Origin of the sequence: Yoonia vestfoldensis (genome assembly GCF_002158905.1) — a bacterium.
Classification (GTDB): domain Bacteria; phylum Pseudomonadota; class Alphaproteobacteria; order Rhodobacterales; family Rhodobacteraceae; genus Yoonia; species Yoonia vestfoldensis_B.
In genome coordinates this window covers 622227-645214 of the sequence record NZ_CP021431.1, presented here as the reverse complement: position 1 = coordinate 645214, position 22988 = coordinate 622227, and the positions used below count along the sequence as shown (strand labels likewise).

24 protein-coding genes and 1 pseudogene are annotated in these 22988 nt (G+C 61.3%); 8 read left to right on the top strand and 17 right to left on the bottom strand.

Annotated features, from left to right (window positions below; translation table 11 throughout):
* Positions 1-4 precede the first annotated feature (4 nt).
* The 3 genes from LOKVESSMR4R_RS03145 to LOKVESSMR4R_RS03135 form a co-directional block, all read right to left on the bottom strand.
* Entirely contained in the window at positions 5-1072 is a 1068-nt protein-coding gene (locus LOKVESSMR4R_RS03145; RefSeq protein WP_087206266.1) for a 5-(carboxyamino)imidazole ribonucleotide synthase, read from the bottom strand.
* On the bottom strand, positions 1065-1553 hold the full coding sequence (gene purE, locus LOKVESSMR4R_RS03140; RefSeq protein ID WP_087206265.1) for a 5-(carboxyamino)imidazole ribonucleotide mutase: 489 nt from the start codon (positions 1551-1553) through the stop codon (positions 1065-1067). Before purE ends, LOKVESSMR4R_RS03145 begins: the two co-directional genes overlap by 8 nt.
* A gap of 67 nt (positions 1554-1620) precedes the next feature.
* The gene (locus tag LOKVESSMR4R_RS03135; RefSeq protein ID WP_087206264.1) at positions 1621-1839 is read right to left on the bottom strand and encodes a YdcH family protein; all 219 of its coding nucleotides are present in this window, start codon (positions 1837-1839) and stop codon (positions 1621-1623) included.
* 159 nt (positions 1840-1998) lie between these two features.
* On the opposite strand from LOKVESSMR4R_RS03135, the gene LOKVESSMR4R_RS03130 reads away from it, so the two are divergent.
* Positions 1999-2412, top strand: coding sequence for an Hsp20 family protein (locus tag LOKVESSMR4R_RS03130; protein ID WP_087206263.1), 414 nt, complete (start codon positions 1999-2001; stop codon positions 2410-2412).
* Between the two features lie 3 nt (positions 2413-2415).
* The gene (locus LOKVESSMR4R_RS03125) at positions 2416-2640 is read left to right on the top strand and encodes a DUF1150 family protein (RefSeq protein WP_087206262.1); all 225 of its coding nucleotides are present in this window, start codon (positions 2416-2418) and stop codon (positions 2638-2640) included.
* Between the two features lie 59 nt (positions 2641-2699).
* On the opposite strand, the gene LOKVESSMR4R_RS03120 is transcribed toward LOKVESSMR4R_RS03125, so the two are convergent.
* On the bottom strand, positions 2700-4424 hold the full coding sequence (locus LOKVESSMR4R_RS03120; protein ID WP_237331890.1) for a bifunctional sulfate adenylyltransferase/adenylylsulfate kinase: 1725 nt from the start codon (positions 4422-4424) through the stop codon (positions 2700-2702).
* A 194-nt stretch (positions 4425-4618) separates the two neighbouring features.
* Positions 4619-5587, bottom strand: coding sequence for a thioredoxin-disulfide reductase (gene trxB / locus LOKVESSMR4R_RS03115; RefSeq protein ID WP_087206261.1), 969 nt, complete (start codon positions 5585-5587; stop codon positions 4619-4621).
* Positions 5588-5741: 154 nt separating this feature from the next.
* Between trxB and LOKVESSMR4R_RS03110 the strand changes: the two genes are divergently transcribed.
* Positions 5742-6242, top strand: coding sequence for an Lrp/AsnC family transcriptional regulator (locus LOKVESSMR4R_RS03110; protein ID WP_204248713.1), 501 nt, complete (start codon positions 5742-5744; stop codon positions 6240-6242).
* Between the two features lie 120 nt (positions 6243-6362).
* On the opposite strand, the gene ccoP is transcribed toward LOKVESSMR4R_RS03110, so the two are convergent.
* The 4 genes and pseudogenes from ccoP to ccoN all read right to left on the bottom strand — a co-directional run bounded on the left by ccoP (position 6363) and on the right by ccoN (position 9870).
* A complete protein-coding gene (gene ccoP / locus LOKVESSMR4R_RS03105) occupies positions 6363-7235 on the bottom strand; it encodes a cytochrome-c oxidase, cbb3-type subunit III (protein WP_087206260.1) in 873 nt (290 codons plus the stop codon).
* Complete coding sequence (locus LOKVESSMR4R_RS03100; protein ID WP_087212491.1) at positions 7232-7426, bottom strand: cbb3-type cytochrome oxidase subunit 3; 195 nt, start codon at positions 7424-7426, stop codon at positions 7232-7234. The genes ccoP and LOKVESSMR4R_RS03100 overlap by 4 nt, the downstream gene beginning before the upstream one ends.
* Positions 7427-7436: 10 nt before the next feature.
* Positions 7437-8263 (bottom strand): annotated as a pseudogene (gene ccoO / locus LOKVESSMR4R_RS03095) (cytochrome-c oxidase, cbb3-type subunit II).
* Positions 8264-8274: 11 nt separating this feature from the next.
* Positions 8275-9870 carry a cytochrome-c oxidase, cbb3-type subunit I gene (gene ccoN, locus LOKVESSMR4R_RS03090; RefSeq protein WP_087206259.1) on the bottom strand — a complete coding sequence of 532 codons (1596 nt, stop codon included), beginning with the start codon at positions 9868-9870 and terminating at the stop codon, positions 8275-8277.
* 219 nt (positions 9871-10089) lie between these two features.
* Here ccoN and LOKVESSMR4R_RS03085 point away from each other — a divergent pair, with 219 nt between their 5' ends.
* Positions 10090-10923, top strand: coding sequence for a universal stress protein (locus LOKVESSMR4R_RS03085; protein WP_087206258.1), 834 nt, complete (start codon positions 10090-10092; stop codon positions 10921-10923).
* Positions 10924-10986: 63 nt separating this feature from the next.
* Here LOKVESSMR4R_RS03085 and fnrL read toward each other — a convergent pair whose 3' ends face one another.
* The 3 genes from fnrL to LOKVESSMR4R_RS03070 form a co-directional block, all read right to left on the bottom strand.
* The gene (gene fnrL / locus LOKVESSMR4R_RS03080; protein ID WP_087206257.1) at positions 10987-11712 is read right to left on the bottom strand and encodes a transcriptional regulator FnrL; all 726 of its coding nucleotides are present in this window, start codon (positions 11710-11712) and stop codon (positions 10987-10989) included.
* Positions 11713-11824: 112 nt separating this feature from the next.
* Positions 11825-12706, bottom strand: coding sequence for a lysophospholipid acyltransferase family protein (locus LOKVESSMR4R_RS03075; RefSeq protein ID WP_087206256.1), 882 nt, complete (start codon positions 12704-12706; stop codon positions 11825-11827).
* Between the two features lie 116 nt (positions 12707-12822).
* Positions 12823-13845, bottom strand: coding sequence for a LacI family DNA-binding transcriptional regulator (locus LOKVESSMR4R_RS03070; protein WP_087206255.1), 1023 nt, complete (start codon positions 13843-13845; stop codon positions 12823-12825).
* A gap of 82 nt (positions 13846-13927) precedes the next feature.
* Here LOKVESSMR4R_RS03070 and LOKVESSMR4R_RS03065 point away from each other — a divergent pair, with 82 nt between their 5' ends.
* Both LOKVESSMR4R_RS03065 and LOKVESSMR4R_RS03060 read left to right on the top strand, forming a co-directional pair.
* A complete protein-coding gene (locus LOKVESSMR4R_RS03065) occupies positions 13928-15100 on the top strand; it encodes a phytanoyl-CoA dioxygenase family protein (RefSeq protein WP_087206254.1) in 1173 nt (390 codons plus the stop codon).
* Positions 15101-15151: 51 nt separating this feature from the next.
* Positions 15152-15346 (top strand): hypothetical protein, encoded by a 195-nt coding sequence (locus LOKVESSMR4R_RS03060; protein WP_087206253.1) that lies wholly within the window; start codon positions 15152-15154, stop codon positions 15344-15346.
* Here the strand turns inward: LOKVESSMR4R_RS03060 and iolG are convergent.
* The 5 genes from iolG to iolD are packed head-to-tail and all read right to left on the bottom strand — an operon-like array spanning position 15343 to position 20855.
* On the bottom strand, positions 15343-16338 hold the full coding sequence (gene iolG / locus LOKVESSMR4R_RS03055) for an inositol 2-dehydrogenase (protein WP_087206252.1): 996 nt from the start codon (positions 16336-16338) through the stop codon (positions 15343-15345). The two genes, LOKVESSMR4R_RS03060 and iolG, sit on opposite strands and share 4 nt — an antisense overlap.
* 1 nt (position 16339) lies before the next feature.
* Positions 16340-17179 carry a class II fructose-bisphosphate aldolase gene (locus LOKVESSMR4R_RS03050; protein ID WP_087206251.1) on the bottom strand — a complete coding sequence of 280 codons (840 nt, stop codon included), beginning with the start codon at positions 17177-17179 and terminating at the stop codon, positions 16340-16342.
* Positions 17176-18015: a 5-deoxy-glucuronate isomerase gene (locus tag LOKVESSMR4R_RS03045; RefSeq protein WP_087206250.1), complete on the bottom strand. Its 840-nt coding sequence runs from the start codon at positions 18013-18015 to the stop codon at positions 17176-17178. The genes LOKVESSMR4R_RS03050 and LOKVESSMR4R_RS03045 overlap by 4 nt, the downstream gene beginning before the upstream one ends.
* Complete coding sequence (gene iolC, locus LOKVESSMR4R_RS03040) at positions 17996-18982, bottom strand: 5-dehydro-2-deoxygluconokinase (RefSeq protein ID WP_087206249.1); 987 nt, start codon at positions 18980-18982, stop codon at positions 17996-17998. Before iolC ends, LOKVESSMR4R_RS03045 begins: the two co-directional genes overlap by 20 nt.
* A gap of 1 nt (position 18983) precedes the next feature.
* Positions 18984-20855, bottom strand: coding sequence for a 3D-(3,5/4)-trihydroxycyclohexane-1,2-dione acylhydrolase (decyclizing) (gene iolD, locus LOKVESSMR4R_RS03035; RefSeq protein WP_087206248.1), 1872 nt, complete (start codon positions 20853-20855; stop codon positions 18984-18986).
* 110 nt (positions 20856-20965) lie between these two features.
* Here iolD and LOKVESSMR4R_RS03030 point away from each other — a divergent pair, with 110 nt between their 5' ends.
* Both LOKVESSMR4R_RS03030 and LOKVESSMR4R_RS03025 read left to right on the top strand, forming a co-directional pair.
* A complete protein-coding gene (locus LOKVESSMR4R_RS03030) occupies positions 20966-22081 on the top strand; it encodes a Gfo/Idh/MocA family protein (RefSeq protein WP_204248712.1) in 1116 nt (371 codons plus the stop codon).
* A gap of 14 nt (positions 22082-22095) precedes the next feature.
* Entirely contained in the window at positions 22096-22986 is an 891-nt protein-coding gene (locus LOKVESSMR4R_RS03025; protein WP_087206246.1) for a TIM barrel protein, read from the top strand.
* Positions 22987-22988: the final 2 nt, after the last annotated feature.

The following is a 22988-nucleotide window of genomic DNA, read 5'->3' as shown; positions in this document are numbered from 1 at the left end:
ATATTTAGGCTCGGAAGATGCGGTTGACATGGCCCATCTTGCGGCCGGGTTTCACCTCTGCCTTGCCGTAAAGATGGATGGCGGCATCGGTTTTGGCGTAATCGGCCAGTTTTGCCATATCGTCGCCGATCAGGTTTTCCATGGTGACATCGGCATGGCGTGACCCGTCGCCCAAAGGCCAGCCCGCCACGGCGCGGATATGCTGTTCGAACTGGCAAATGGTGCAGCCGTTCTGGGTCCAATGGCCGGAATTATGCACGCGCGGGGCGATTTCATTGACGATCAGCCCCTCTGGCGTGACGAACAGCTCTACCCCCATGACGCCGACATAATCCAGCGCGTTCAGGATGCGCGCCGCGATCAGCACCGCATCGCTGCGCTGGCTGGCGGTCAGTTTCGCCGGGACCTTGGTCATGCGCAGGATGCCATCCTGATGCAGGTTTTCGCCCGGATCATAGCAGGCCACGGACCCGTCCTGCCCGCGCGCACCGATCACCGAGACTTCATGGCTGAAATTGACAAAGCCTTCCAGGATCGCTGGCGCACCCGCCATATCGGCGAAAGCACGCGGGCCATCATCCGCCGTCTTGATCCGTGTCTGCCCCTTGCCGTCATAGCCCATGCGCCGCGTTTTCAGGATCGCAGGCGCGCCGATGGCCGCAAGCGCCGCCTCTAGCGCCGCCATATCGGGCACATCGGCAAAAGGGGCGGTCGTCAGGCCCAGCCCTTGCAGAAAGCTCTTTTCGGTCAGCCGGTCCTGACTGGTCGCCAGCGCCTGTCGCCCAGGATGGATCGGGGCCAGCTGTTCCAGAAGATCCAGCGCCGAGGTAGGGATATTTTCGAATTCATAGGTGATCACATCGACCGATTGACCAAAGGCGGTCAATGCGGCGACATCGTCATAGCTGGCCGTTGTGACGCGATGCGCGACCTCGCCTGCGGGCGGGGATGCGCCCGGCTCGTAGATATGTGTTTTCAACCCCAGCCGCGACGCCGCCACCGACAGCATCCGCCCCAATTGTCCACCGCCAAGAATGCCGATGGTCGCTCCGACCGCCAAAGGATTACTCATCGACAGGTTCTTCCGGGATCGAGGCAGACAAGGCCGCGCGCCATGCATCCAGCCGCGCGGCAAGATCTGCATCCTGCAAGGCAAGGATGCCCGCCGCCATCAGCCCCGCATTCGCCGCCCCTGCGCCGCCAATCGCCATTGTCGCCACGGGATAGCCGCGCGGCATCTGCAAGATGGAATAAAGACTGTCCACACCGGCCAGCGCCTTGGTCTGGACCGGCACGCCGATCACCGGCAGCCGCGTTTTCGACGCCATCATGCCGGGCAGATGCGCCGCACCGCCTGCGCCTGCGATAATGACCTGCAAACCGCGCGCCGCAGCGCCCTTGCCATAATCCCACAGCCGGTCAGGTGTCCGATGCGCGGAAACGATGCGTTTTTCATAGGCCACCCCAAGCTGGTCCAGCATATCCGCCGCCTCGCGCATGGTGGGCCAGTCCGACTGGCTGCCCATGATAATCCCGACCCGTGGTTGCGTCATTGCGATGATCCCGTCCCAAAACTTGAAGCGGCACTATAGCCATGCGCGGGGCCACCGCAACGCCAGATCAGGCGATGATATCGGGGTGAATGCGGTCTTCGAGCGCGACGATCTGGTCTTTCAGCGCCAGTTTCTGCTTTTTCAGCCGCTTGACCGTCAGCATATCGGTGGCGGCACGTTCGTGCAGCGCAGCGATCGCGGCGTCAAGATCGCGGTGCTGGTGCTTGAGCATTTCCAGCTTGACGCGCAGGACGTCGATTTCATTCATCTTGGCAAAGGTCGTCATTGAAAGGCATCATCCCGCAGCTGATCTGCCCTAGATAAACAATGTCGGGCCAACATACTAATACTTCCTCTTGATCAGGCCCGGATCGGCACCCATATTTCCTACAGGCCGCCGCCTATGGGGCCACACCGACAGTCGCTTGCACGAAGGGCATGTCTTATGACGAAAATGGCTTTGGGAACCCATCCGTTCCTTTTGGGATTCGAACAGCTGGAAAGGCTGGTCGAACGCACTGCCAAAACCGGCAATGACGGGTATCCCCCCTATAATATCGAACAGACCTCGGCGACATCCTATCGGATCACGCTGGCCGTTGCCGGCTTTGCCGAAAGCGATCTGGCGATCACGGTCGAGGATAATTCACTGGTGATCCGTGGCCGCCAGCGCGACGACAGCGAAGGGCGCATCTATCTGCATCGCGGAATCGCCGCGCGGCAGTTCCAGCGGTCTTTCGTGCTGGCCGACGGCGTCGATGTCGGCGAGGCGGTGATGGAAAACGGCCTGCTGCATGTCGATCTGACACGGTCCGTGCCCGACCGCGTGGTCCAGACCATCAATATCAGGAAAGGGTAAGCCATGAATATGAAATACGATCTGAAAACGCTGGGGCAGGATATCGTCTATGTCAAACCCGTGCTGACCGCCGACCTGCCCGATGATCTGCGCGCCGAAATCGGCGATCTGCAGAAGGTATTCGCCGTCCATAACACCAAGGGCGAGCAATTGGCGCTGGTGGCGGACCGCAATCTGGCGTTCCATCTGGCGCGCGAAAACCATATGCGCCCGGTGACCGTGCATTAAGGCGCCACCCGCAGCCGCATTTTCCGTGACCTGCATCATGATGCAGGCCACACCTTGGCTTAGCCCTTGATCAACCCGAGGCTTTCCAGCTTCAAGATCACCTGATGCGCGCAGGCATCCACGCTTTGGTTTTCGGTATCAAGCCGCAGTTCGGGCTGTTCGGGCACATCATAGGGATCGGAAATTCCGGTGAATTCCGCGATCTTGCCCGCGCGGGCCAGTTTATACAGACCCTTGCGGTCGCGCCGTTCGCATTCCTCGATCGAGGTGGCGACATGGACCTCGACGAAAGCGCCGAATTGTTCGACATCCTCGCGCACGGCGCGCCGTGTTGTCGCATAGGGCGCGATGGGCGCACAGATCGCGATGCCGCCGTTCTTGGTGATTTCTGACGCGACATAGCCGATGCGCCGGATATTGAGGTCACGGTGTTCCTTGCTGAACCCCAGTTCGGACGACAGGTTCTTGCGCACGATATCGCCGTCCAGCAATGTGACCGGCCGCCCGCCCATTTCCATCAGCTTGACCATCAGCGCATTGGCGATGGTCGATTTGCCGGACCCTGAAAAGCCGGTGAAAAACACGGTAAAGCCCTGTTTGGCGCGTGCGGGGCGGCTTTTGCGCAGTTCTTCCACCACTTGCGGGAAAGAGAACCATTCGGGGATGTCCAGACCTTCGGCCAGGCGGCGGCGCAGTTCGGTGCCGGAAATATCCAGAATCGTCACCTTGTCGCGGTCCGCGATTTCATCGGCCGGTTCATATTGCGCACGGTCCTGTACATAGACCATCTGTTTGAAATCGACCATTTCGATGCCCATTTCCGCCTGATGCTGGCGGAACAGGTCCTGCGCATCATAGGGGCCATAGAAATCCTGCCCGGCGGAATTCTTGCCCGGCCCGGCATGGTCGCGGCCGACGATGAAATGGGTGCAGCCGTGGTTCTTGCGAATGAGGCCGTGCCAGACCGCTTCGCGCGGGCCAGCCATGCGCATGGCAAGGTTCAGCAGTGACATCGTCGTGGTGGCAGATGGGTATTGATCCAGCACCGCTTCGTAACAGCGCACGCGGGTGAAATGGTCAATATCGCCCGGTTTGGTCATGCCCACGACAGGATGGATCAGCAGATTGGCCTGTGCTTCACGCGCTGCGCGAAAGGTCAGTTCCTGATGCGCGCGGTGCAAGGGGTTGCGGGTCTGGAAGGCCACGACCTTGCGCCAGCCCAATTTGCGGAACAGCGCGCGCAATTCGTTGGGCGTATCACGCCGACCGCGGAAATCGTAATGCACCGGCTGCTGGATGCCAGTGACAGGGCCGCCCAAGTAAACGCTGCCCGCGGTATTATGCAGGTAATTCACCGCCGGATGGGCCGAATCGTCGGCGCCGTAAACCTTTTCGGCCTCATGCGCCTTGTTCGGCACCCATTTGTCGGTGACGGTCATCGTCGCCAGGATCACGCCTTCCTGATCGCGCAGCGCGATATCCTGCCCGATTGTCACCTTGTCGGCAAAGCTTTCGCTGACATCGAGCGTGATCGGCATTGGCCACAGCGCGCCATCGGCAAGGCGCATATTGTCCACGACGCTGGTGTAATCGGCCTCGGATAGAAACCCTTTCAGCGGGTTGAACCCGCCGTTCATCAAGAGCTCCAGATCGCAGATCTGGCGCGGCGTCATGTCATGGCTGACAAGATCGCCCGCCTCTGACTTGAGTTTCTGGGCGCTCTCGTAAGAGACATAAAGTTCGGGGATAGGGGCCAAATCTTGCGGCATGATTTTCACTGACATCGCTGGTTACCGTTGCCGTGGCATAGACCCCGTGGCGCGTCATTGTCTAGTAATCTGCGCCGAAAAGACTGCTTTTCCAGCCGGTGCGGCAGGAACGGGACGCTGGACCAATCTGCCCGAGGATCCGCGAACAGATCACCCCGCAGGCGCAGGCCGCCAGCACGGCCGGGCCGGTCGGGGCAAATCCAGATCGTCTATTCGGCGGCTTTGACATCCTGCAGGTCATGCTGGGCCGCCAGAAAGCGTTCGGCATCCAGCGCCGCCATGCAGCCCATCCCGGAACTGGTGACCGCCTGCCGATAGACGTGATCGGTCAGATCGCCCGCTGCGAAGACACCGGGGATCGCGGTGCGCGTGCTGCCCGGTTCGACAACGACATAGCCGCCGTTATGCGTTTCCAGCTGGCCCTGCACCAATTCGGACGCAGGCGCATGGCCGATGGCGATGAACACGCCCTTGGCCGCGATTTCGGTGATCGCCCCATTGCGCACATCACGCACGCGGATCCCTTCGACGCCCAGCGGGCTGTCGGTGCCGAACACCTCTGCGACCTCGTGAAACCAGAGCGTTTCGATCTTGGGGTTCTTTTCCAGCCGCTGTTGCAGGATCTTTTCAGCGCGCAATTCATCGCGGCGGTGGATCAGCGTCACCTTAGAGGCGAAATTGGTCAGGAAAAGCGCCTCTTCCACGGCCGTATTGCCGCCACCAACGACGACGATTTCCTGCCCGCGATAGAAAAACCCGTCACAGGTCGCACAGGCGCTGACGCCGAAACCTTTGAATTTATCCTCGGTCGGCAGGCCCAGCCATTTGGCGCGCGCGCCGGTGGACAGGATCACCGCATCGGCGGTATAGACCGTGCCACTGTCGGACATGGCGGTAAAGGGGCGCTTTTGCAGATCAAGCGAGGTTATGATGTCCTGCACGATCTCGCAGCCCATGGCGCGGGCATGGGCCTCCATGCGCAGCATCAGGTCGGGGCCTTGGACCTCTGTGTCGCCGGGCCAGTTTTCGACTTCGGTCGTGGTGGTCAATTGACCGCCCGGTTCCATCCCCTGCACCAGCAAAGGTTCAAGCATCGCGCGCGCCGCATAGACCCCCGCGGTATAGCCCGCAGGACCAGAGCCGATGATCAGAACGCGGGTATGACGGGTATCGGGCATGGCAGACCTCTTGCTGAATATATCCCCCGATATAGCCCCCCGATCCACAGGTTGGAAGGGCCAGACGTCGCGTTCTATTGTTGCCGAAGTGTGAAATATTATTGCGTAGCCGCAGCAAAAAACGTAGTATTCGGCAAAATTGATGGGGAACCCAATGCCAGGCACGAAACTCGACGAAATTGACCGGATGATTCTGGCCGAATTGCAGGCCGATGGTCGCATGACCAATGTCGAACTGGCCAGCCGCGTCGGCATTTCCGCGCCACCCTGCCTGCGCCGCGTGCGCACGCTGGAAGAGCAAGGGTTTATCACGGGCTATCATGCCGATGTCAACGCCCGCGAATTGGGGTTCGAGGTGCAGGTTTTCGCCATGGTCGGGCTGGTCAGTCAGGCCGAGGTGGACCTTTCCGCCTTCGAGCGTAAATGCATCGACTGGCCGCTTGTGCGCGAATGCCACATGCTGAATGGCGAGGTGGATTTCATCCTCAAATGCGTGGCCCCCGACCTGCGCAGCTTTCAGCGGTTCCTGACCGAGGAGCTGACGAGCGCGGATAATGTCGCCTCGGTCAAGACATCGCTGGTGATCCGCGGGGCCAAGGATGAACCGGGCGTGCCGTTCGACGTGCTCGAAGCGCGGCTGGCCCAGCAGGCCTGACAGGCGGCGCGACTGCCCCCCTTGCTTTGGATAAAAGAAAGGCGCCCGGATCGCCGGACGCCTTTCTCTTCACTTTGGGTTTCGCTGATGCGCGAACAGGTGGCGAAACCCGCGTGAACCTTATTCACCGCCGCCAAGCTGATGGACATAGGCGGTGACAGCGCGGATTTCAGCCTCTGACAGGCGGCTGCCCCAGGGCGGCATGACGCCAAAGCGCGCATAGCGGATCGTTTCTTCCAGCGTGGCGGCATCGCCCCCATAAAGCCAGATCGCATCGGTCAGATTGGGCGCGCCCTGGTTGCGGTCGCCTTTGCCTTCGTCGCCGTGGCATGCCGCACAATTATCCAGGAACAATTCGCTGCCAGCCGCGGCCAATGTCGCGTCATGGCTCTGTCCCGAAATCGCCAGCACATGGTGCACCACGGCGTCGATCTCGCCATTCGACAGGATGTCGTCATAGGCGGTCATGACGGAATAGCGCGCGTCCCAGTCTTCCTCGTTGCGGATGCCGTGGCGGATCGTATAGGCGATGTTTTCAAAATCACCGCCCCACAGCCAATCATCATCCAGCAGGTTGGGATAGCCCACAGCGCCTGCTGCACCCGAGCCGTGGCATTGCGAACAATTGTTGCGGAACACCGCCGCCCCGGCCGAAGTGGCAAAGCGCATCAGCTCGGGGTTCTGGTCCAGCGTCTCTAGATCGGCGACGGCAAGTTCGGCCATGATATCGGCATTGGCATCCTGAAAGCGGGCAATCTCTTGCGCGACTTCACCGCGTGTCGAATAGCCCAGCATCCCCGATGTGGCCGAACTGATCAGCGGCCAGGCCGGAAAGGCCACGGTATAGCCGATCCCCCAGATGATGGTGATATAGAACGTCCAGAGCCACCAGCGCGGCAGCGGGTTGTTCAATTCCTTGATGCCGTCCCAGCTATGGCCGGTTGTATCCGTGCCGGTAACGTCGTCGACGTCTTTTTTGTCGGTGTTGCTCATGGCTGCGGCTCCTTTGGGTGGTCTGGGTTGACCGGCCGGTCCTCGTTGCGGAACGGAATATTGGCGGTATCGCTATAAAGCTTGCGACTGCCGGGCCGCATCACCCAGAGGATCACGCCCAGAAAGAACGTGCCCATCCAGACCAGCAGCCAGTTATCGGCGATCTGCTGCAAAAGTGTTGGCATTTCCATCATCCGCTCCTTACCGGCTGGCGTCTGGGGTGAAGGTCGAGAAATCGACCGTGGTGCCCAGCATTTGCAGATAGGCGATCAGCGCATCCATTTCCGACACGCCGGGGCGGCCGTCGAAATTGCGGATTTGCGCGCCGGGATAGCGTTCCAGCAGATCGTCATAAGCGTCGGTATCAGGATCCGCCTGCGCCAGCACATCGGCGGCGGCGAGCGTGATCATATCCTCGGTATAGGGCACGCCCACGATGCTATGGGTGCGCACAAGATCGGCGGTGTAATCGGCGTTGACATAGCTATCGAGCAGATAGGCATAGCCCGGCATGATCGATTCCGGCACCACCGATTGCGGCGCGATCAGGTGGTCCAGATGCCAGGCATCCGAATATTTCCCCCCACGCGGGCCAGATCGGGCCCGGTGCGTTTGGACCCCCATTGGAACGGATGGTCATACATCGATTCCGCCGCCAGCGAATAATGGCCGTAGCGTTCCACCTCGTCGCGCATCGGGCGGATCATCTGGCTATGGCACAGATAACAGCCCTCGCGGATATAGACATCGCGCCCCGCCAGTTCGAGCGGTGAATAAGGCCGTACCCCTTCGACCTTTTCGATGGTGTTTTCGAGATAGAACAGCGGCACGATTTCCACCAGGCCACCGATTGCCACCACCACCAGCGAAGAGACCAGCAGCAAGGTGGGCGAGCGTTCAAGGATCTGGTGGCGGTTCAGAAACCCTGTCTGATGTGGCAGTTCATTTGGAATTTCATCTGGGAAATCCGACAAAGTGCTGACCTTGGGGTCTTTTTCCGCATCCATGATTTTTGGATTCTTGGCCATTTGGCGGTCTCCTATTCTGCTGGCACGCCGACCGGGGCGGTGACTTTCACGCCACCCCGGATCGTCATGTAGATGTTCCAGGCCATGATGATCCCGCCTGCCAGGTAGAGAACCCCACCCAAGCCTCGCACCACATACATCGGCAATTTGGCGGAAACGGTGTCGGCAAAGCTGTTCACCAGGAACCCGTTGGCATCGACTTCACGCCACATCAGGCCTTCCATGATGCCGGTCACCCACATCGAGGCGGCGTAAAGGATGATGCCGATCGTCGCCAACCAGAAGTGCCAGTTGATCGCGGACATGGAATACATCTGCGCGCGCCCCCAAAGTTTCGGTGTCAGGAAATACAGCGCGGCAAAGGTGATCATGCCGTTCCAGCCCAAGGCCCCCGAATGCACGTGCCCAATGGTCCAGTCGGTGTAATGCGACAGGCTGTTGACCGCGCGGATCGACATCATCGGACCCTCGAATGTGGACATGCCGTAGAAGGCAAGGCTGATGACCATCATGCGGATGATCGGATCGGTGCGCAGCTTGTCCCAGGCCCCTTGCAGGGTCATCAGACCGTTGATCATGCCGCCCCAGCTGGGCATCCACAGGATGATCGAAAACACCATGCCCAAGGTCGAGGCCCAATCCGGCAAAGCCGTGTAATGCAAATGGTGCGGACCGGCCCAGATATACAGAAAGATCAGCGCCCAAAAGTGGATGATCGACAGCTTGTAGCTATAGACCGGACGGCCGGCCTGTTTGGGGACAAAGTAATACATCATCCCCAAGAACCCGGCGGTCAGGAAAAAGCCCACCGCGTTATGGCCATACCACCATTGCACCATCGCATCCTGCACACCCGAAAAGATCTGCACGGATTTGCTGCCCCAGATGCTGACAGGGATGCTCAGGTTATTGACGATATGCAGCATCGCCACGGTGACGATGAAGGCCAGCAGGAACCAGTTGGCAACATAGATGTGCCGTTCCTGCCGTTTGAACAGAGTCCCAAGGAAGACCGCCAGAAACGCAACCCAGACAATGGTCAGCCACAGGTCGGTGTACCATTCGGGTTCGGCATATTCCTTGGATTGCGTGGCCCCCAAAAGATAGCCCGTCGCGGCCAGCACGATGAACAGGTTATATCCCCAGAACACGAACCACGCGAGGTTACCGCCCCAAAGCCGCGCGCCACAGGTGCGCTGCACGATGTAAAATGATGACATGATCAGCGCATTGCCGCCAAAGGCGAAAATCACCGCCGAAGTATGCAGCGGGCGCAGGCGTCCGAAATTGCCATAGGGTTGCAGCACTTCGAAATTGAGCTGCGGAAAGGCCAGCTGGAAGGCGATGATCACGCCCACCAGAAAACCGACGACACCCCAAAGCGTCGTCGCCACCACCCCGGCCCGGACCACATCGTCCATATAGCCGGTCGGCGTGGGCATGGCCGGTTGTTCCATCTGGCGCAGAACGCGGATGAACATGAAACCGGACACGCCCAGAATGATGATGGCATGCACGATATAGGCCGCGTCACGCCCCCAATTCGCTGCCATGGCCGCAAACAGGGCGATGGTCCCCAATGCCGCAAGTTTGAAATAATTCCCCATGGAATTCCCCTTGATACATCGCGCCCGAACACGGCCCGATCCTTTGTCGATGCTGGGGTTATGCGGTTCTCTGCCGCGGCGGTCGTTGATGTGGATCAACATCGCGGTTGATATGGATCAATGCATCGCGCCGCGCGACGCGTCATAGACGAAGATAAGGAGCGGTTTGCGCGAACGATCGCCCCCTGACAAGGATTGCGACGGGGAAGGGCCAGACCGATGGCATATAAGATCATTTCAACCGTCTTGACGGATAGCGACACATCGACCGAAGGGCTCGACGCGGCGATTGCGCTGGCCGCGCGGCTGGATACGCATCTGGAAATATTCGTGGTCACCATCTGCCACAGCGAGACGAATACCTATTACATGGGCACCGAGGCGCTGAACATCGAACGTCAGACCCGCGACGCCATGGCCGAACGTATCCGGCTTGATGCTTGGGTGAATGACCGGATGCAGGGCGAACCGGTCCGCTGGGCGCTGCAATCCGCGACCGTGCAGGGGCCGGCGCTGACCGCCTATCTGGCGCGCAAATTGCGGTTTTCCGATCTGGTGGTGCTGCCGCGCCCCTATCAGGACAATCCCGATGCCGAAGCTTTGGTCGAGGCCTGCCTTTTTTCCGCTGAACGCCCGGTGCTGATGATCCCCAAAGGCTGCAAGGCCCCCGATGCGGGCGGTCATGTGCTGATGGGCTGGAACGATGGGGCCGAGGCTTTGGCCGCTGCGCGCGCCGCGCTGCCCTTGCTGCAACAGGCCGATGTCGCCGATATCTGCATCATCGACCCGCCGATGCATGCCGCCGACCGGTCCGATCCGGGCGGGGCGATGGCGCAATATCTGATGCGCCACGGCACCAGATCAGAGGTCGCGGTGCTGGCCAAGACCGAACCGCATGTCGGTGAAATCCTGCTGCGCCGCGCCCGCGAGGTTGGTGCGCAGCTGATCATCAGCGGCGCCTATGGCCATTCGCGCCTGCGCGAAGCCGTGTTCGGCGGCGCCACCCGCAGCCTGCTGGAACAGGCAGATCGGCCCATCTTGATGTCACGGTAGGACGGGGTTCACCCCGCCGCACCCGGCAAAAGGGCGGTCAGCGACACGCCCTGCCCTCAGGCATCAGGAATAGACATCCTCGCCGGTTTCGGCCTTGAGCGCGTCCAGATCGGGCACCTTGATATCGCGGCGATCATCAAAGGCGATGATGCCGTCTTTCTTTAGCGCGGTCATCTGGCGGCTGACGGTTTCAATCGTCAGGCCAAGGTAATTCGCCATCGTCTCACGCGTGATCGGCAGCATGAAAGAGACCTTTTCGGGCGCGCCGGGTTTCAGCTTCACCATGCGCGTCGCGATCATATAAAGCAGCGAGGCGATCTTTTCGCGCGCCGTTTTGCGCCCCAGCACCAGCATCCATTCGCGCGCGGCGTCCAATTCATCCAGCGTCATTTCCAGCAGGCGCTGGCCGACATGGGGGGTTTGCTCAATCAGCTTTTCGAACGGTTTGCGCCGGAAACAGCACAGCATCAGGTCGGTTTCCGCGACGATATCATTGTCAATCGTATCGCGATTGGGCCGCCCCATGAAATCGGCAGGCAACAAAAGACCCACCATCTGCACCCGCCCATCGGGCATGGTGCGCGTCAGGCTGGCCACCCCCGAGACGATGGATCCGACGAATTCCAACGGATCGCCCGCAAAAAACACGGTCTGCCCTGCTGCATAGGACCGGTAATATTTGATCTGTTCCAAAAGGTCGATTTCTTCGGGTTCGCATTTGGAACAGACCGCATTGTAACGGATCGGGCAATCCGTACATGATTTCATGTTCGGGACAGAGAGTGTCATAGATTTCGTTCCTGGTCGGTCTGGCTGCGCCGATGATGCAGGAAAATGCCCGCTTTATCCATGAGAAACTGAAAAAACGTTGCTGTCGGCGCGGCCTGCCACGCGCCGCAGCCTATCGGCGGGGTTTGTCCCAGCGCCGCAGCATCCAATACCATTGGTCCGGATGCGCCAGGATTCGCGCCGACAGGCTGTCGTTGAAGGCCTGTGTCATCGTCACCGGATCGCTGTGCGGGATCGGGGTCTCGAAGATGACCTCGAAACTTTCGCCATCGGGCCGGCGCAACCCAAAGGCCGGCACCATCGGCAGGTCGTATTTCAGCGCCAGTTCCGCCGCCGCAAGCGAGGTCATCGCCGGATGGCCCAGAAATGGCAGCGCCGTGCCGTCGGCATGTTTTTCATCCAGCAGGATCGCCATGAACCCCCCCGTCCGCAAATGCCGGATCAGCGATTTCGTGCCCGCCCGTCCGGTTTCAAGGATCGGCAGGCCCCCCGCCTCGATGCCCGCGCGCAACCGGCGCTGGTAATGCGGATTGGGCTGGCGGCGATAGATCGCCCCGGTTTCCATGCCCTGCATCTTCAGCACCGCGCGCACGGCTTCCCATTGGCCAAAATGCCCCGAGACGATCAGCGCGCCTTTGCCTGCATCCCGCGCAGCGACCAGCGCGGCAAGCCCCGGCCCTGCGGCATGGAATTTATCCTGACGCGACTGGAATTCGGCGCAATGATAGATTTCAAACAATGTCTGGCCCATGGCGCGGCCCATTGCCTGCCCCAGATTTGCGCGCGCCTGGCGATCCATATCGGGAAACACGCGCCGGACCTGACGGTCAAACCGCCAGCGCGCGGGCGGAAACCACCGCATCACGAAACCGATGGCCGCGCCCAAGGCACGGGATCTTTTGTCGAACCGCCGCGCGCGCGACCACGTCAGGACCGACAGCAACGGCACATAGCGAAACTGGTTCCACGCATATCTGATAGGGCGCCGCATCATATCTGTCCTTTGACCGCTCGGGGCGGACTTGCCAAGTGGCAAACTGCGGCGGCTGGCGCGAAATGCGGCAATTTTCAGCCTGTCTCTTTGCGGTGCAGATCGGCGCCGCGCCCGCGTTACGCAAAGCGCGGCAGGTTGTAAGGCGTGATGATCTGCAAGTCGCTGGATGCGCTTGCGACCGGGATCGCGGTGCTGGCCCCATTGATAGCCGCCTCGAACAAGGTCGCCATGTCGCGACCAAGGTCGTGGTGCAACACATAACCGATCGCGCCATTGCGCAGCAGCTGGGTATTTTCGCGATCAAGATCATGCGCGACAAAGGCCCGTGGCCGCTGGCCATGCGCCGCCATCGTGCGCAGGATCGCCGCATTGCCGCCGCCCATGGAGTAGACGCCATCAATACGCACGCGGCCTGTCAGGATCTTGTCCAGCTGCGCGCTGGTCGTGGCCGTCATGCCCGCCCCGCCCGATGCGTCAATGATCCGCACCGCCGGTTTCAACGCCGTGATCAGGTCGCGAAACGCGGTAAAACGATCCGTCTCGCCGCGAAAGGCGTCTTGGCTGCGCGAGGTCAGGATCGTGGCGCTGTCATCGGGCAGGCTTTGCGCCAGCAGATAGGCAGCGGTGCGCCCGGCCTCGGCATTGTCCAGACCGAAATAGCCATGCCGCGCGCTGCCGGGCAGATCGGTGACCAGCGTGAACACCGGGATCCGCGCGCTGGCCAAATCCGCGATGGCCGCGCGCAGCGGCGGCGTGTCGCGCGCCTTGAGGCAAATGCCGCTGCTGCCCCGCTTTGCGATCCGTGCCAGCGCCGCCAAGGTCTCGGCCTCGGTCATTGTCTCTTGCAGCTGGAAACGCAATCGCACTGCGACCCCCGGCATCGCGCTGGCGGCGGCTTGGGCCGCGATCCGGATCTCGCGGCAAAACCGCAGCGGCGCTTCGGCGATCACATCCAGAATGACACTGCGGCCGCGGCTGGCCAGCTGCGATTCCTGTGCTTTCAATTCGCGCAAAGCGGCGGCCACGCGGTTGCGGCTTTGCGGGCTGACATAGGCACGGTTATTGAGCACGCGGTCAACGGTCGCCGTTCCCAGCCCGGCCTGGCGGGCGATTTCCTTGATCGGGAAACGATGTGTCATTGATGTGTTTCTGATGTGTTTTTGTGATCGGCACAAGCCCGCATCCGCTAAGCTGCCCTTATCCCACGCATAGGAGAGCGCGATGACCTTGGATGCCACACCACATGGAACCGGTTTTTATGACCAAGCAGCCTGCGATCTGGCGGATTTCGCCGCATTGACCGGACAGACAATCGATATGTCCACGATTCCCAATGCGACCGCCGCCCCCAAGAATATACCTGTCTATGATATGACGGCATTGGCCGCGCATCTGGACAGCGCGCAGGCCCGCAAGGTGCTGATGGCGGAATGGGCGGGGATCTTACAGCGCGGCGCCGGCGTGTTCGTACTGCGCCAGGCCTGCACCGATCATGCCGCGATTGATGCGGCCACGGCGGCTTATATGCAGATCATCGCCGCCGAACGCGCCGAGGGTGGTGCCGCTGCCGATCATTTCGCCGCGGCAGGCAGCAATGACCGGATCTGGAATTCGCTGCAAAAGCTGGCCATCGCCGCCCCCGATGTTTTCACCCGCTATTTCGCAAGCCCCGCCATTGATGCCGCCTGCGAAGCCTGGCTTGGCCCGCAATATCAGATGACCGCGCAGATCAACCTTGTGCATCCGGGCGGACAGGCCCAGCGGGCGCATCGCGACTATCACCTGGGTTTTCAGACCGCCGATATCAGCGCGACCTATCCCGCGCATGTGCATGATCTGTCACCGCTGATGACGCTGCAAGGCGGGATCGCGCATTGCGATATGTCGATTGAATCCGGCCCCACCAAGCTATTGCCGTTCTCGCAGCTTTACCGTCCCGGCTATGCGGCCTGGCGGCGCGATGATTTCCGCGCCCATTTTGAGACGCATTGCGTCCAGCTGCCTCTGGACAAGGGCGATGCGGTGTTTTTCAACCCCGCGCTGTTTCATGCGGCAGGCAGCAATGCCAGCGCCGATATCCACCGGATGGTCAATCTGTTGCAGGTCTCATCCGCCTTTGGACGGGCCATGGAAAGCGTGGATCGCGCCGCGATGTGCCGCGCGGTCTTTCCCGCCCTTTGCCAGACGGACCTGCCCCCGGCCGCCCGCGATGCGGTCTTGAACGCCACGGCCGAAGGTTATTCCTTCCCCACCAATCTTGACCGCGACCCGCCTGTTGGCGGGCTGGCCCCGCGCACCCAAAAAGACATCCTGCGCGATGCGGTCCAGCAAGGCTGGACGCCAGAGGCGCTGGATGATGCGCTGAATGCCTTGGCCGCACGCCAGATCGCATGATGCAACAGGGCCGCAGCTTGCCACTGCGGCCCTGTCATGTGACAAAGCGATATGCGCCTGATTGACCCGAACCATCCGTTTTACCGCCCCGCCTGGCGCCGCTATCTGATTGTAGCGGTGCCCTTTGTCTGGGCGGGGGTGGAATGGAACCTTGGCAATATGATCTGGGCCTATCTTTTCGCGGCCATCGGCGGGTATCTGGTCTGGCATCTGGTGCTGAACTGGCGACCAGACAGCAAGGATTAGGCGGCGGGCAAATCCACGGGCTGGCCGGTTTCACGCGACAGCGTGGCCGCATCCGCCAATATCTGCGCCTGCAACCCGTCCACGATGCCCGGATCAGCAGGCGCACCGCCCGTGGCCGCCGCGATAAAGGCGCGCATTTCGGCAAGATAGGCCGCCTCGTAGCGTTCCAGAAAGAAATGCTGCGCGGGGTCACGGCGGAAACCGGCCTTGGTCGCGATTTCCACGGTGGATTCCAGCTGGTTTTCAGCGCGCAACATACCCAGCGCGCCATGCACCTCGATCCGCTGATCATAGCCATAACTGGCGCGGCGCGAATTGGAAATCTGGCAGATGCGCCCGCTGGCCGTGGTCAGGATCACGGCAGCGGTATCGACATCGCCCGCCGCCCCGATCGCGGGATCGACCAGCGCGCTGCCCATCGCATGCAGGCGCACGAAATCTTCGCCCATCAGGAAACGCGCCATATCGAAATCATGGATCATCATATCGCGGAACAACCCGCCAGAGCGCGCGATATAGGACACAGGCGGCGGGGCGGGATCGCGCGAGGTGATGCAGATCAGTTCCACCGCACCGATATCGCCCGCCTTGATCCGGGCGCGCAGGGCGGCGAAATTGGGGTCAAAGCGGCGGTTGAAACCGGTCAGAAAGGTCACGCCCGCCTGCCCGACCATATCGATACAGGCGCGGATATTGTCGACGGACATATCGACAGGCTTTTCGCAGAAAATCGCCTTGCCGGCGGCGGCCGCGCGCTGGATCAGGTCGAAATGCGTATCGGTCGGGGTGCCGATCACCACGGCGTCGATATCATCCGCCCCGATGATCGCCGCGACATCGCGCATCTGCGCGCCGGTACTTTGTGCCAGCGCCTCGGCGGCGGCGGGCAGCGCATCGGCCACGGCCACGACACGCGCGCCGTCCAGCGCCTTGATGCTGCTTGCATGGACCTGTCCGATGCGGCCACAGCCGAGTATTCCGATCTTCAGCATCTCACGCTCTCCCCGATGCGCCGAGCCCGCGAATGACGGCGCGCGCGGCGGTCATCACGGGGTCATGTGTTTCTTTCAATATGCTTACCCGGTCAAAGCGCGCGGGATCCGCGTTCACCGCATCGCGCAGGGCGGTGCCAAAGGCCACACGCAATTCGGTGCCGATGTTGAATTTGGCGATCCGCGACCCTGTCGCCAGCGCCAGACGCTGCGCATAGGGCACGCCCGATCCGCCGTGAATAACCAAGGGCACATCGCTTAGCGCCTCGATGGCGCGGATCCGGGGTTCGTCCAGCCCGCCTTCATGGTCGGTTTGCAGATGCACATTGCCCACAGAGATCGCCATCGCATCCACCCCGCTGTCGCGGGCAAAGATCGCCGCCTCGGCCGGATCGGTGCCAGCGGAATTTTCACCCCCCGCATAGCCGACAAAACCGATCTCGCCTTCGCAGGAAATACCCGCCGCATGGGCCAGTTCGGCGATGCGGGCGGTCTCGTCGATGTTCTGCGCCAAGGGCTTGCGCGATCCATCATACATCAGCGAGGTGAAACCGGCATCAAGCGCCGCGCGGCATTCGTCATAGGTATAGCCATGGTCCAGATGCACGACCACCGGCACATCGACGCTGGCCGCCAGATGGCGCATCATCGCACCCAGAACCGGCAGTGGCGTATGCGCGCGGCAGCTTGGCCCTGCCTGCAAGATCACGGGGGCGCGTTCGGCGGCGGCGGCCATCACATAGGCGCGCATGTCTTCCCAGCCCAGACAGACCAGACCGGGCACGGCATAGCCATCGCGGATGGCGGGTTGCAGGACCTCTGCCAGAGTTTTGAGGGTCATTTGAACTTTGCCACCATATCCATGATGCCGGGGATCGTGTGCAATTGCGCGGCATGCGTGGGTTGGAAATATTGCTTGAGGCTGCGCTGCGATTGCCCACCAAGGATGGTGAAATAATACATCTCGTATCCCGGCAGCACGCAGCAGGGGTGATAGCCCTTGTCGATCAGCACGGTGGACCGGTTCATGATGTGATAGGCATCCCCCGGTTCATTATCGAGGCGTTGCAGCATTTGCAGGCCCGATCCGTAATCGGGCTTAAAGCGGAAATTATAGCATTCGTCATGCCGGGTTTCATCGGGCAGACGGTCAGTGTCGTGTTTATGGCTGGGAAAGCCCGACCAGCCCCCCGCGCCCACGGTGTAAAGCTCCGACACCAGCAAACGGCCGACGCGGTCATGATGGGCGGCGCCAAGGATATGTTTGATCTTGCGATGGGTTTTTGTGTCGTCGCTGCCATATTGGACAAGGTCGATCTCGGCGGCGCGCACGGCGAAGGGCGTCAGCGTTTCGCCATATTGCGCGCCTGCGATAAAGACCTCGCAATCGGTCAGCGCGGTGATCCGTGCGGCGGCATCGGTGGGGATATAGACGCCTTCGGGATCACCATCCCAGACATCCGCACCGCGATGGCCGATATCGGCGAATGTTTCGCCTGCGGTTTCCACCGTCACCGTGCCGGTCGCAGGCACGATGCAGGTTTCATAGCCCGCCACGCGATAGTCGAAATGCTGCCCCGCTGTCAGGCGGATGATGTTGAAATAGACATAAGGCACCAGCGGGTGATCGATATCCACGATGGGCTGGTTGGCATTGTCATGGGGTGGAATATGCATGGGCGTCCTTTCTATCGGCATTGGCGTGCAAGAACGCGTCAAGCTCTGCGCGTGTCGGCATGGCGGGGGCGCAGCCGACGCGCGACACGACCATCGCAGCCGCGGCAGAGCCTTGCAGCACCGCGTCGCGCAGGGCCAAGCCATCCGCCAGCCCCGCAACAAAGCCACCCAGAAAGCTGTCGCCCGCACCGGTCGGTTTCAGCGCCTTGGTGCGGAAGATACCGGTGGTCACTTCGCCCTGCGGGGTGATGGTGATGGCCCCCTTTTCACCCATTTTGTAGACGGCCAGGCTGGCGCCTTTGGCGACCAATTCGCGGGCCTTATCAAGACCGCGGTCATAATCCCCCGCCATGAACCCGAATTCGACATCATTGCCGATGATCACGTCGCACATGGCCCCGGCGCGGGAATAGACCTGGGCCGCCTCTTCGGCCGATGCCCATGAATAGGGGCGGTAATCGATATCAAGGATCAGCGGCAATCCCGCCGCCTTGGCCAGATCAAAGGCCAGAAACGTGGCATTGCGCGACGGTTCTGCCGCAAAGACCGTGCCGGTGGTGATCAGCGCATCATAGGCTGCGTAATCCACGGCGGTGACATCCGCGTCATTCATCTCGAAATCGGCGGCCCCGTTGCGATAGATCACCGATTGATGATCCTCGATCCGTGTTTCGACGACGGCCAGCGAATTGCGCGCCTCGCCGCCCACAGACCGGACATGGGCACGGCCAATGCCGTAATGATCCAGCTGGTTCAGCGCAAAGCGCCCGATTGCATCGTCGGATACGCAAGTGACAAGATCCACCTGCCCGCCCAATTTGCGGATCGCCACGCCGATATTGGCGGATGATCCGCCAAGGCAGGCAAAGAATTGCGTGGCCTCTTCGGTTTTGGTGCCGGGCGGGTCGGGGTAGAAATCCATCCCCGCCCGCCCGATGATAACAAAGCGGTTGCCGCTGAGTTTCATGTCACACCCCCTGCCGCTGGCGGTCACGGCCGGACTCGGTCTCGGCATGTTTGGCGCGGACAGAGGCGGTTTCGGACACTTGTGGCGTGCCGACCTCCCACCAGGCATGGCCTTGGGTGGTCCAGCCCTCGTAAGGATCGACCTGCATGACGATGACGCAGGTCTTGTCAGCGGCTTTCGCGCGCAAGAACGCCTCGCCCAGCTCTGCGGGGTTGGCGACGGTCACGGCATCGGCCCCCATGGACCTTGCATGGGCCTCGAAATCCACGGCGAAAGGTGCGGGCACGGTCGGGCAATCCGCGATCAGATTGTTGAAACTATCCTGCCCGGTGTTGTTCTGCAGCTTGTTGATGACCGCAAAGCCGCCATTGTCCAAGACCAGAACGATCAGCTTTTTCTGGGTCAGGACGGATGAATAGATATCCGAATTCATCAGCAGATAGCTGCCATCCCCCACCAGCACGATGGTATCATGATCGGGTTCCTGTTCGGCCTGCGCGATCCGCGCGCCCCAGCCACCCGCGATTTCATAGCCCATGCAGGAAAAGCCGAATTCGACATCGACCGTGCCGATATCCAGCGTGCGCCAGTTTGCCGTCACCTCGGCGGGCAGACCGCCAGCGGCGGTGACCACGCGGTCGCGTTTGTCGCAAAGCGCATTCACCACGCCGATGGCCTGCGCATAGGAATTGGGCCGGTTGCCATGGGCGACATTATCCGCGACGTAAGCATCCCAGGTCTTGCGGTGGTCCTGCGCCTCGGCGGTCCAGCCCTGCGGCGCGACATAGCCATCCAGCGCGGCGCCCAGCGCGGGCAGGGCCACCTTTGCATCCCCCACCAAGGGCAATGACAGATGTTTGATCGCATCATGGCGGCCCACGTTCAGCCCGATGATCTGCGCCTCTTTGGCAAAGGCGGTCCATGATCCGGTGGTGAAATCCTGCAAGCGCGTGCCGACGGCCAAGATCACATCCGCCTGCGCCGCAATCGCATTGGCGCTGTCGGACCCAGTCACACCGATTGGCCCGATATTCAGCGGATGATCCGCCAGCAGATTGGCACGCCCCGCGATGGTTTCGACCACGGGGATGGCATGGCTTTGGGCAAAGGCGGTCAGCTCCGCCACAGCATCGCCATATTGCACACCGCCACCGGCGATGATCATTGGCCGCTTGGCCCCCGCCAACAGAGCTGCGGCATCGGCGAGTTCACGCGCATCGGGCATCTGGCTGCGGATGCGGTGCACACGGCGCGCGAAAAAGCTGGTCGGATAATCATAGGCCCAGCCCTGCACATCCTGCGGCAGCGCCAGAAAGGCAGGCCCGCAATCGGCCGGGTCCAGCATCGTGGCCAATGCCGCGGGCAGCGACTGGATGATCTGGGCGGGATGGGTGATCCGGTCCCAATAGCGGCTGACCGGCTTGAACGCATCATTGACGCCCATCGTCGGATTGCCGAAATGTTCAAGCTGTTGCAGCACCGGGTCCGGCAGGCGCGTCAGAAACGTATCACCGCATAGCATCAGCATCGGCAAGCGGTTGGCATGGGCCAGCGCGGCTGCGGTCAACAGGTTCGCCGTCCCCGGCCCGGCAGAGGCGGTGCAGAGCATGAACCGCCGTCGCAGATGGTATTTGGCATAGGCCGCAGCGGCAAATCCCATGCTTTGTTCATTCTGCCCGCGATAGAGCGGCAGGATATCCTGCACAGGATAAAGCGCCTCGCCCAGACAGGGGACATTGCCATGGCCGAAAATGCCAAAGCCGCCGCCACAGATACGGGTCTCGACGCCGTCGATCTCGATGAACTGGTTCACGAGATAGCGTATAATGGCCTGCGCGGTCGTCAGGCGGATGGTCGCGCCGGTGGTGGTCATATAATCCTCCCTCAAGGTGCTGCGCGGATTGCTGGTTGCGCCGCCTTGCGACTCAAGATAACAATTTTGCAACCGGTTGCAACCGGATCATGGTGGGGAGAGCACGAATCATGACAGAGATCGGGATCGGCCTTGTCGGGGGCGGTTACATGGGCAAAGCCCATGCCGTCGCAATGTCCGCCGTCGGGGCGGTTTTCAACACGGCACTGCGCCCCAGGCTCGCGGTCGTGGCCGGATCGACACCCGAATCGTCCGAAAGGTATCGCGCCGCCTTTGGCTTTGCCCATGCTGCTGACGATTGGCGCGCCCTTGTCGCCCACCCCGAGGTCGAGGCGGTCGTCATCGCATCCCCCCAGACCACGCATCGCGCCATCGCCGAAGCTGCCTTTGCCGCTGGCAAGCCGGTGTTCTGCGAAAAGCCGCTGGGCGCGTCGCTGGCCGATGCCAAAGCGATGGTCGCGGCGGCAGAGGCCTCTGGCCTGCCCAATATGGTCGGGTTCAATTATATCCGCACGCCCGCGACGCAATTCGTGCGCCAATTGCTGGCCGAGGGCGCGATTGGCGAGGTGACATGGTTTCGCGGCGAACATACCGAGGATTTTCTGGCTGATCCCACCATGCAGGCCAATTGGCGCTGTTTCGGCAGGCCCAATGGCTGCATGGGCGATCTGGCACCGCATATGATCAATTGCGCGGTCGCCCTGCTGGGCGATATCGCCGAGCTTTCGGCCAAGGTCGACACCATCCATCCAACCCGCCCCGGACCGGAGGGGCCGGTCAGCGTCGATAATGATGATCACGGCCAGATGATGGTCCGCTTCGCCTCGGGCGTGATGGGGCATTTGTATTTCAGCCGTGCGGCGACAGGGCGCAAGATGGGCTATGCCTATGAAATCCACGGCACCAAAGGGGCGATCCGCTTCGATCAGGAAGACCAGAACGCGGTCTGGCTGTATCAAGCGACAGGACCAGAGCCGACACGCGGTTTTACCAAGATCCTGACCGGTCCCGCACATCCCGATTATCTGCCCTTCTGCCAAGGGCCGGGGCATGGCACCGGCTATCAGGACCAGATCACCATCGAGGCCCGCGATTTCCTGTATGCGATCCAAAGCGGCCAGCCGGTCTGGCCGACCTTTCGTGACGGTCTGGCCGTCGCCCAGGTGATCGAGACCGCTTTCGCCTCGGCCGCTGATGGCCGCTGGCATTCCGTTTCCCATAGCTGAAAGGCCCCTTCTTCATGACGATCCGCATTGGCAATGCCCCCTGTTCCTGGGGCGTCGAATTCCCCGATGATCCGCGCAATCCGCCCTGGCGCAACGTGCTGCGCGAATGTGCGCAGGCGGGCTATAAGGGGATCGAACTGGGCCCTGTCGGTTTCATGCCCGAAGACCCTGCCGTGCTGGCCGATGCTTTGGCCGAAAACGAACTGGAACTGATCGGCGGCGTCGTGTTCCGCGCCTTTCATGACCGCGCGCAATGGGACAATGTGCTGGACGGGGCCGTGCGCACCTGCAAGGCGCTGGTCGCGCATGGCGCGCAGCATCTTGTGCTGATCGACAGCATCTCGCCGCGTCGCGCGCCAACTGCGGGCCGTGCGGCGGATGCCGAACAGATGGATGCCGCCGAATGGGCCGCTTTTCGTGACCGGATCGCCCATGTTGCGCGGATCGGAGCCGAGGATTACGGGCTGACCGTGGGCATCCATGCCCATGCCGCCGGTTTCATTGATTTCGAACCGGAACTGGAACGCCTGCTGGATGAAGTGCCCGAAGACATCCTGAAAATCTGTTTCGACACCGGCCATCATTCCTATGCCGGCTTTGATCCGGTGGCGTTCATGCGCCGTCATATCGACCGGATATCCTATATGCATTTCAAGGATATCGACCCTGCAGTCAAAGCCGCCGCCATCGCCAATGGCACCGGTTTCTACGAGGCCTGCGGGCAGGGTATTTTCTGCAATCTGGGCCAGGGCGATGTGGATTTCGCGTCTGTCCGCCAGATCCTGCTGGATCACGGGTTTAGCGGCTGGTGCACGGTGGAACAGGATTGCGACCCGACGCTGGATGTCTCGCCTGTCACGGATGCGCGGGCCAATCGCGAATATCTGCAAAGCATCGGGTTCTAGGG

Bases quoted from the DNA above. Each gene is read 5' to 3' on its own strand.
- LOKVESSMR4R_RS03145 (WP_087206266.1), bottom strand. From the start codon at position 1,072: ATGAGTAATCCTTTGGCGGTCGGAGCGACCATCGGCATTCTTGGCGGT.
- purE (WP_087206265.1), bottom strand. From the start codon at position 1,553: ATGACGCAACCACGGGTCGGGATTATCATGGGCAGCCAGTCGGACTGG.
- LOKVESSMR4R_RS03135 (WP_087206264.1), bottom strand. From the start codon at position 1,839: ATGACGACCTTTGCCAAGATGAATGAAATCGACGTCCTGCGCGTCAAG.
- LOKVESSMR4R_RS03130 (WP_087206263.1), top strand. From the start codon at position 1,999: ATGACGAAAATGGCTTTGGGAACCCATCCGTTCCTTTTGGGATTCGAA.
- LOKVESSMR4R_RS03125 (WP_087206262.1), top strand. From the start codon at position 2,416: ATGAATATGAAATACGATCTGAAAACGCTGGGGCAGGATATCGTCTAT.
- LOKVESSMR4R_RS03120 (WP_237331890.1), bottom strand. From the start codon at position 4,424: ATGTCAGTGAAAATCATGCCGCAAGATTTGGCCCCTATCCCCGAACTT.
- trxB (WP_087206261.1), bottom strand. From the start codon at position 5,587: ATGCCCGATACCCGTCATACCCGCGTTCTGATCATCGGCTCTGGTCCT.
- LOKVESSMR4R_RS03110 (WP_204248713.1), top strand. From the start codon at position 5,742: ATGCCAGGCACGAAACTCGACGAAATTGACCGGATGATTCTGGCCGAA.
- ccoP (WP_087206260.1), bottom strand. From the start codon at position 7,235: ATGAGCAACACCGACAAAAAAGACGTCGACGACGTTACCGGCACGGAT.
- LOKVESSMR4R_RS03100 (WP_087212491.1), bottom strand. From the start codon at position 7,426: ATGGAAATGCCAACACTTTTGCAGCAGATCGCCGATAACTGGCTGCTG.
- ccoN (WP_087206259.1), bottom strand. From the start codon at position 9,870: ATGGGGAATTATTTCAAACTTGCGGCATTGGGGACCATCGCCCTGTTT.
- LOKVESSMR4R_RS03085 (WP_087206258.1), top strand. From the start codon at position 10,090: ATGGCATATAAGATCATTTCAACCGTCTTGACGGATAGCGACACATCG.
- fnrL (WP_087206257.1), bottom strand. From the start codon at position 11,712: ATGACACTCTCTGTCCCGAACATGAAATCATGTACGGATTGCCCGATC.
- LOKVESSMR4R_RS03075 (WP_087206256.1), bottom strand. From the start codon at position 12,706: ATGATGCGGCGCCCTATCAGATATGCGTGGAACCAGTTTCGCTATGTG.
- LOKVESSMR4R_RS03070 (WP_087206255.1), bottom strand. From the start codon at position 13,845: ATGACACATCGTTTCCCGATCAAGGAAATCGCCCGCCAGGCCGGGCTG.
- LOKVESSMR4R_RS03065 (WP_087206254.1), top strand. From the start codon at position 13,928: ATGACCTTGGATGCCACACCACATGGAACCGGTTTTTATGACCAAGCA.
- LOKVESSMR4R_RS03060 (WP_087206253.1), top strand. From the start codon at position 15,152: ATGCGCCTGATTGACCCGAACCATCCGTTTTACCGCCCCGCCTGGCGC.
- iolG (WP_087206252.1), bottom strand. From the start codon at position 16,338: ATGCTGAAGATCGGAATACTCGGCTGTGGCCGCATCGGACAGGTCCAT.
- LOKVESSMR4R_RS03050 (WP_087206251.1), bottom strand. From the start codon at position 17,179: ATGACCCTCAAAACTCTGGCAGAGGTCCTGCAACCCGCCATCCGCGAT.
- LOKVESSMR4R_RS03045 (WP_087206250.1), bottom strand. From the start codon at position 18,015: ATGCATATTCCACCCCATGACAATGCCAACCAGCCCATCGTGGATATC.
- iolC (WP_087206249.1), bottom strand. From the start codon at position 18,982: ATGAAACTCAGCGGCAACCGCTTTGTTATCATCGGGCGGGCGGGGATG.
- iolD (WP_087206248.1), bottom strand. From the start codon at position 20,855: ATGACCACCACCGGCGCGACCATCCGCCTGACGACCGCGCAGGCCATT.
- LOKVESSMR4R_RS03030 (WP_204248712.1), top strand. From the start codon at position 20,966: ATGACAGAGATCGGGATCGGCCTTGTCGGGGGCGGTTACATGGGCAAA.
- LOKVESSMR4R_RS03025 (WP_087206246.1), top strand. From the start codon at position 22,096: ATGACGATCCGCATTGGCAATGCCCCCTGTTCCTGGGGCGTCGAATTC.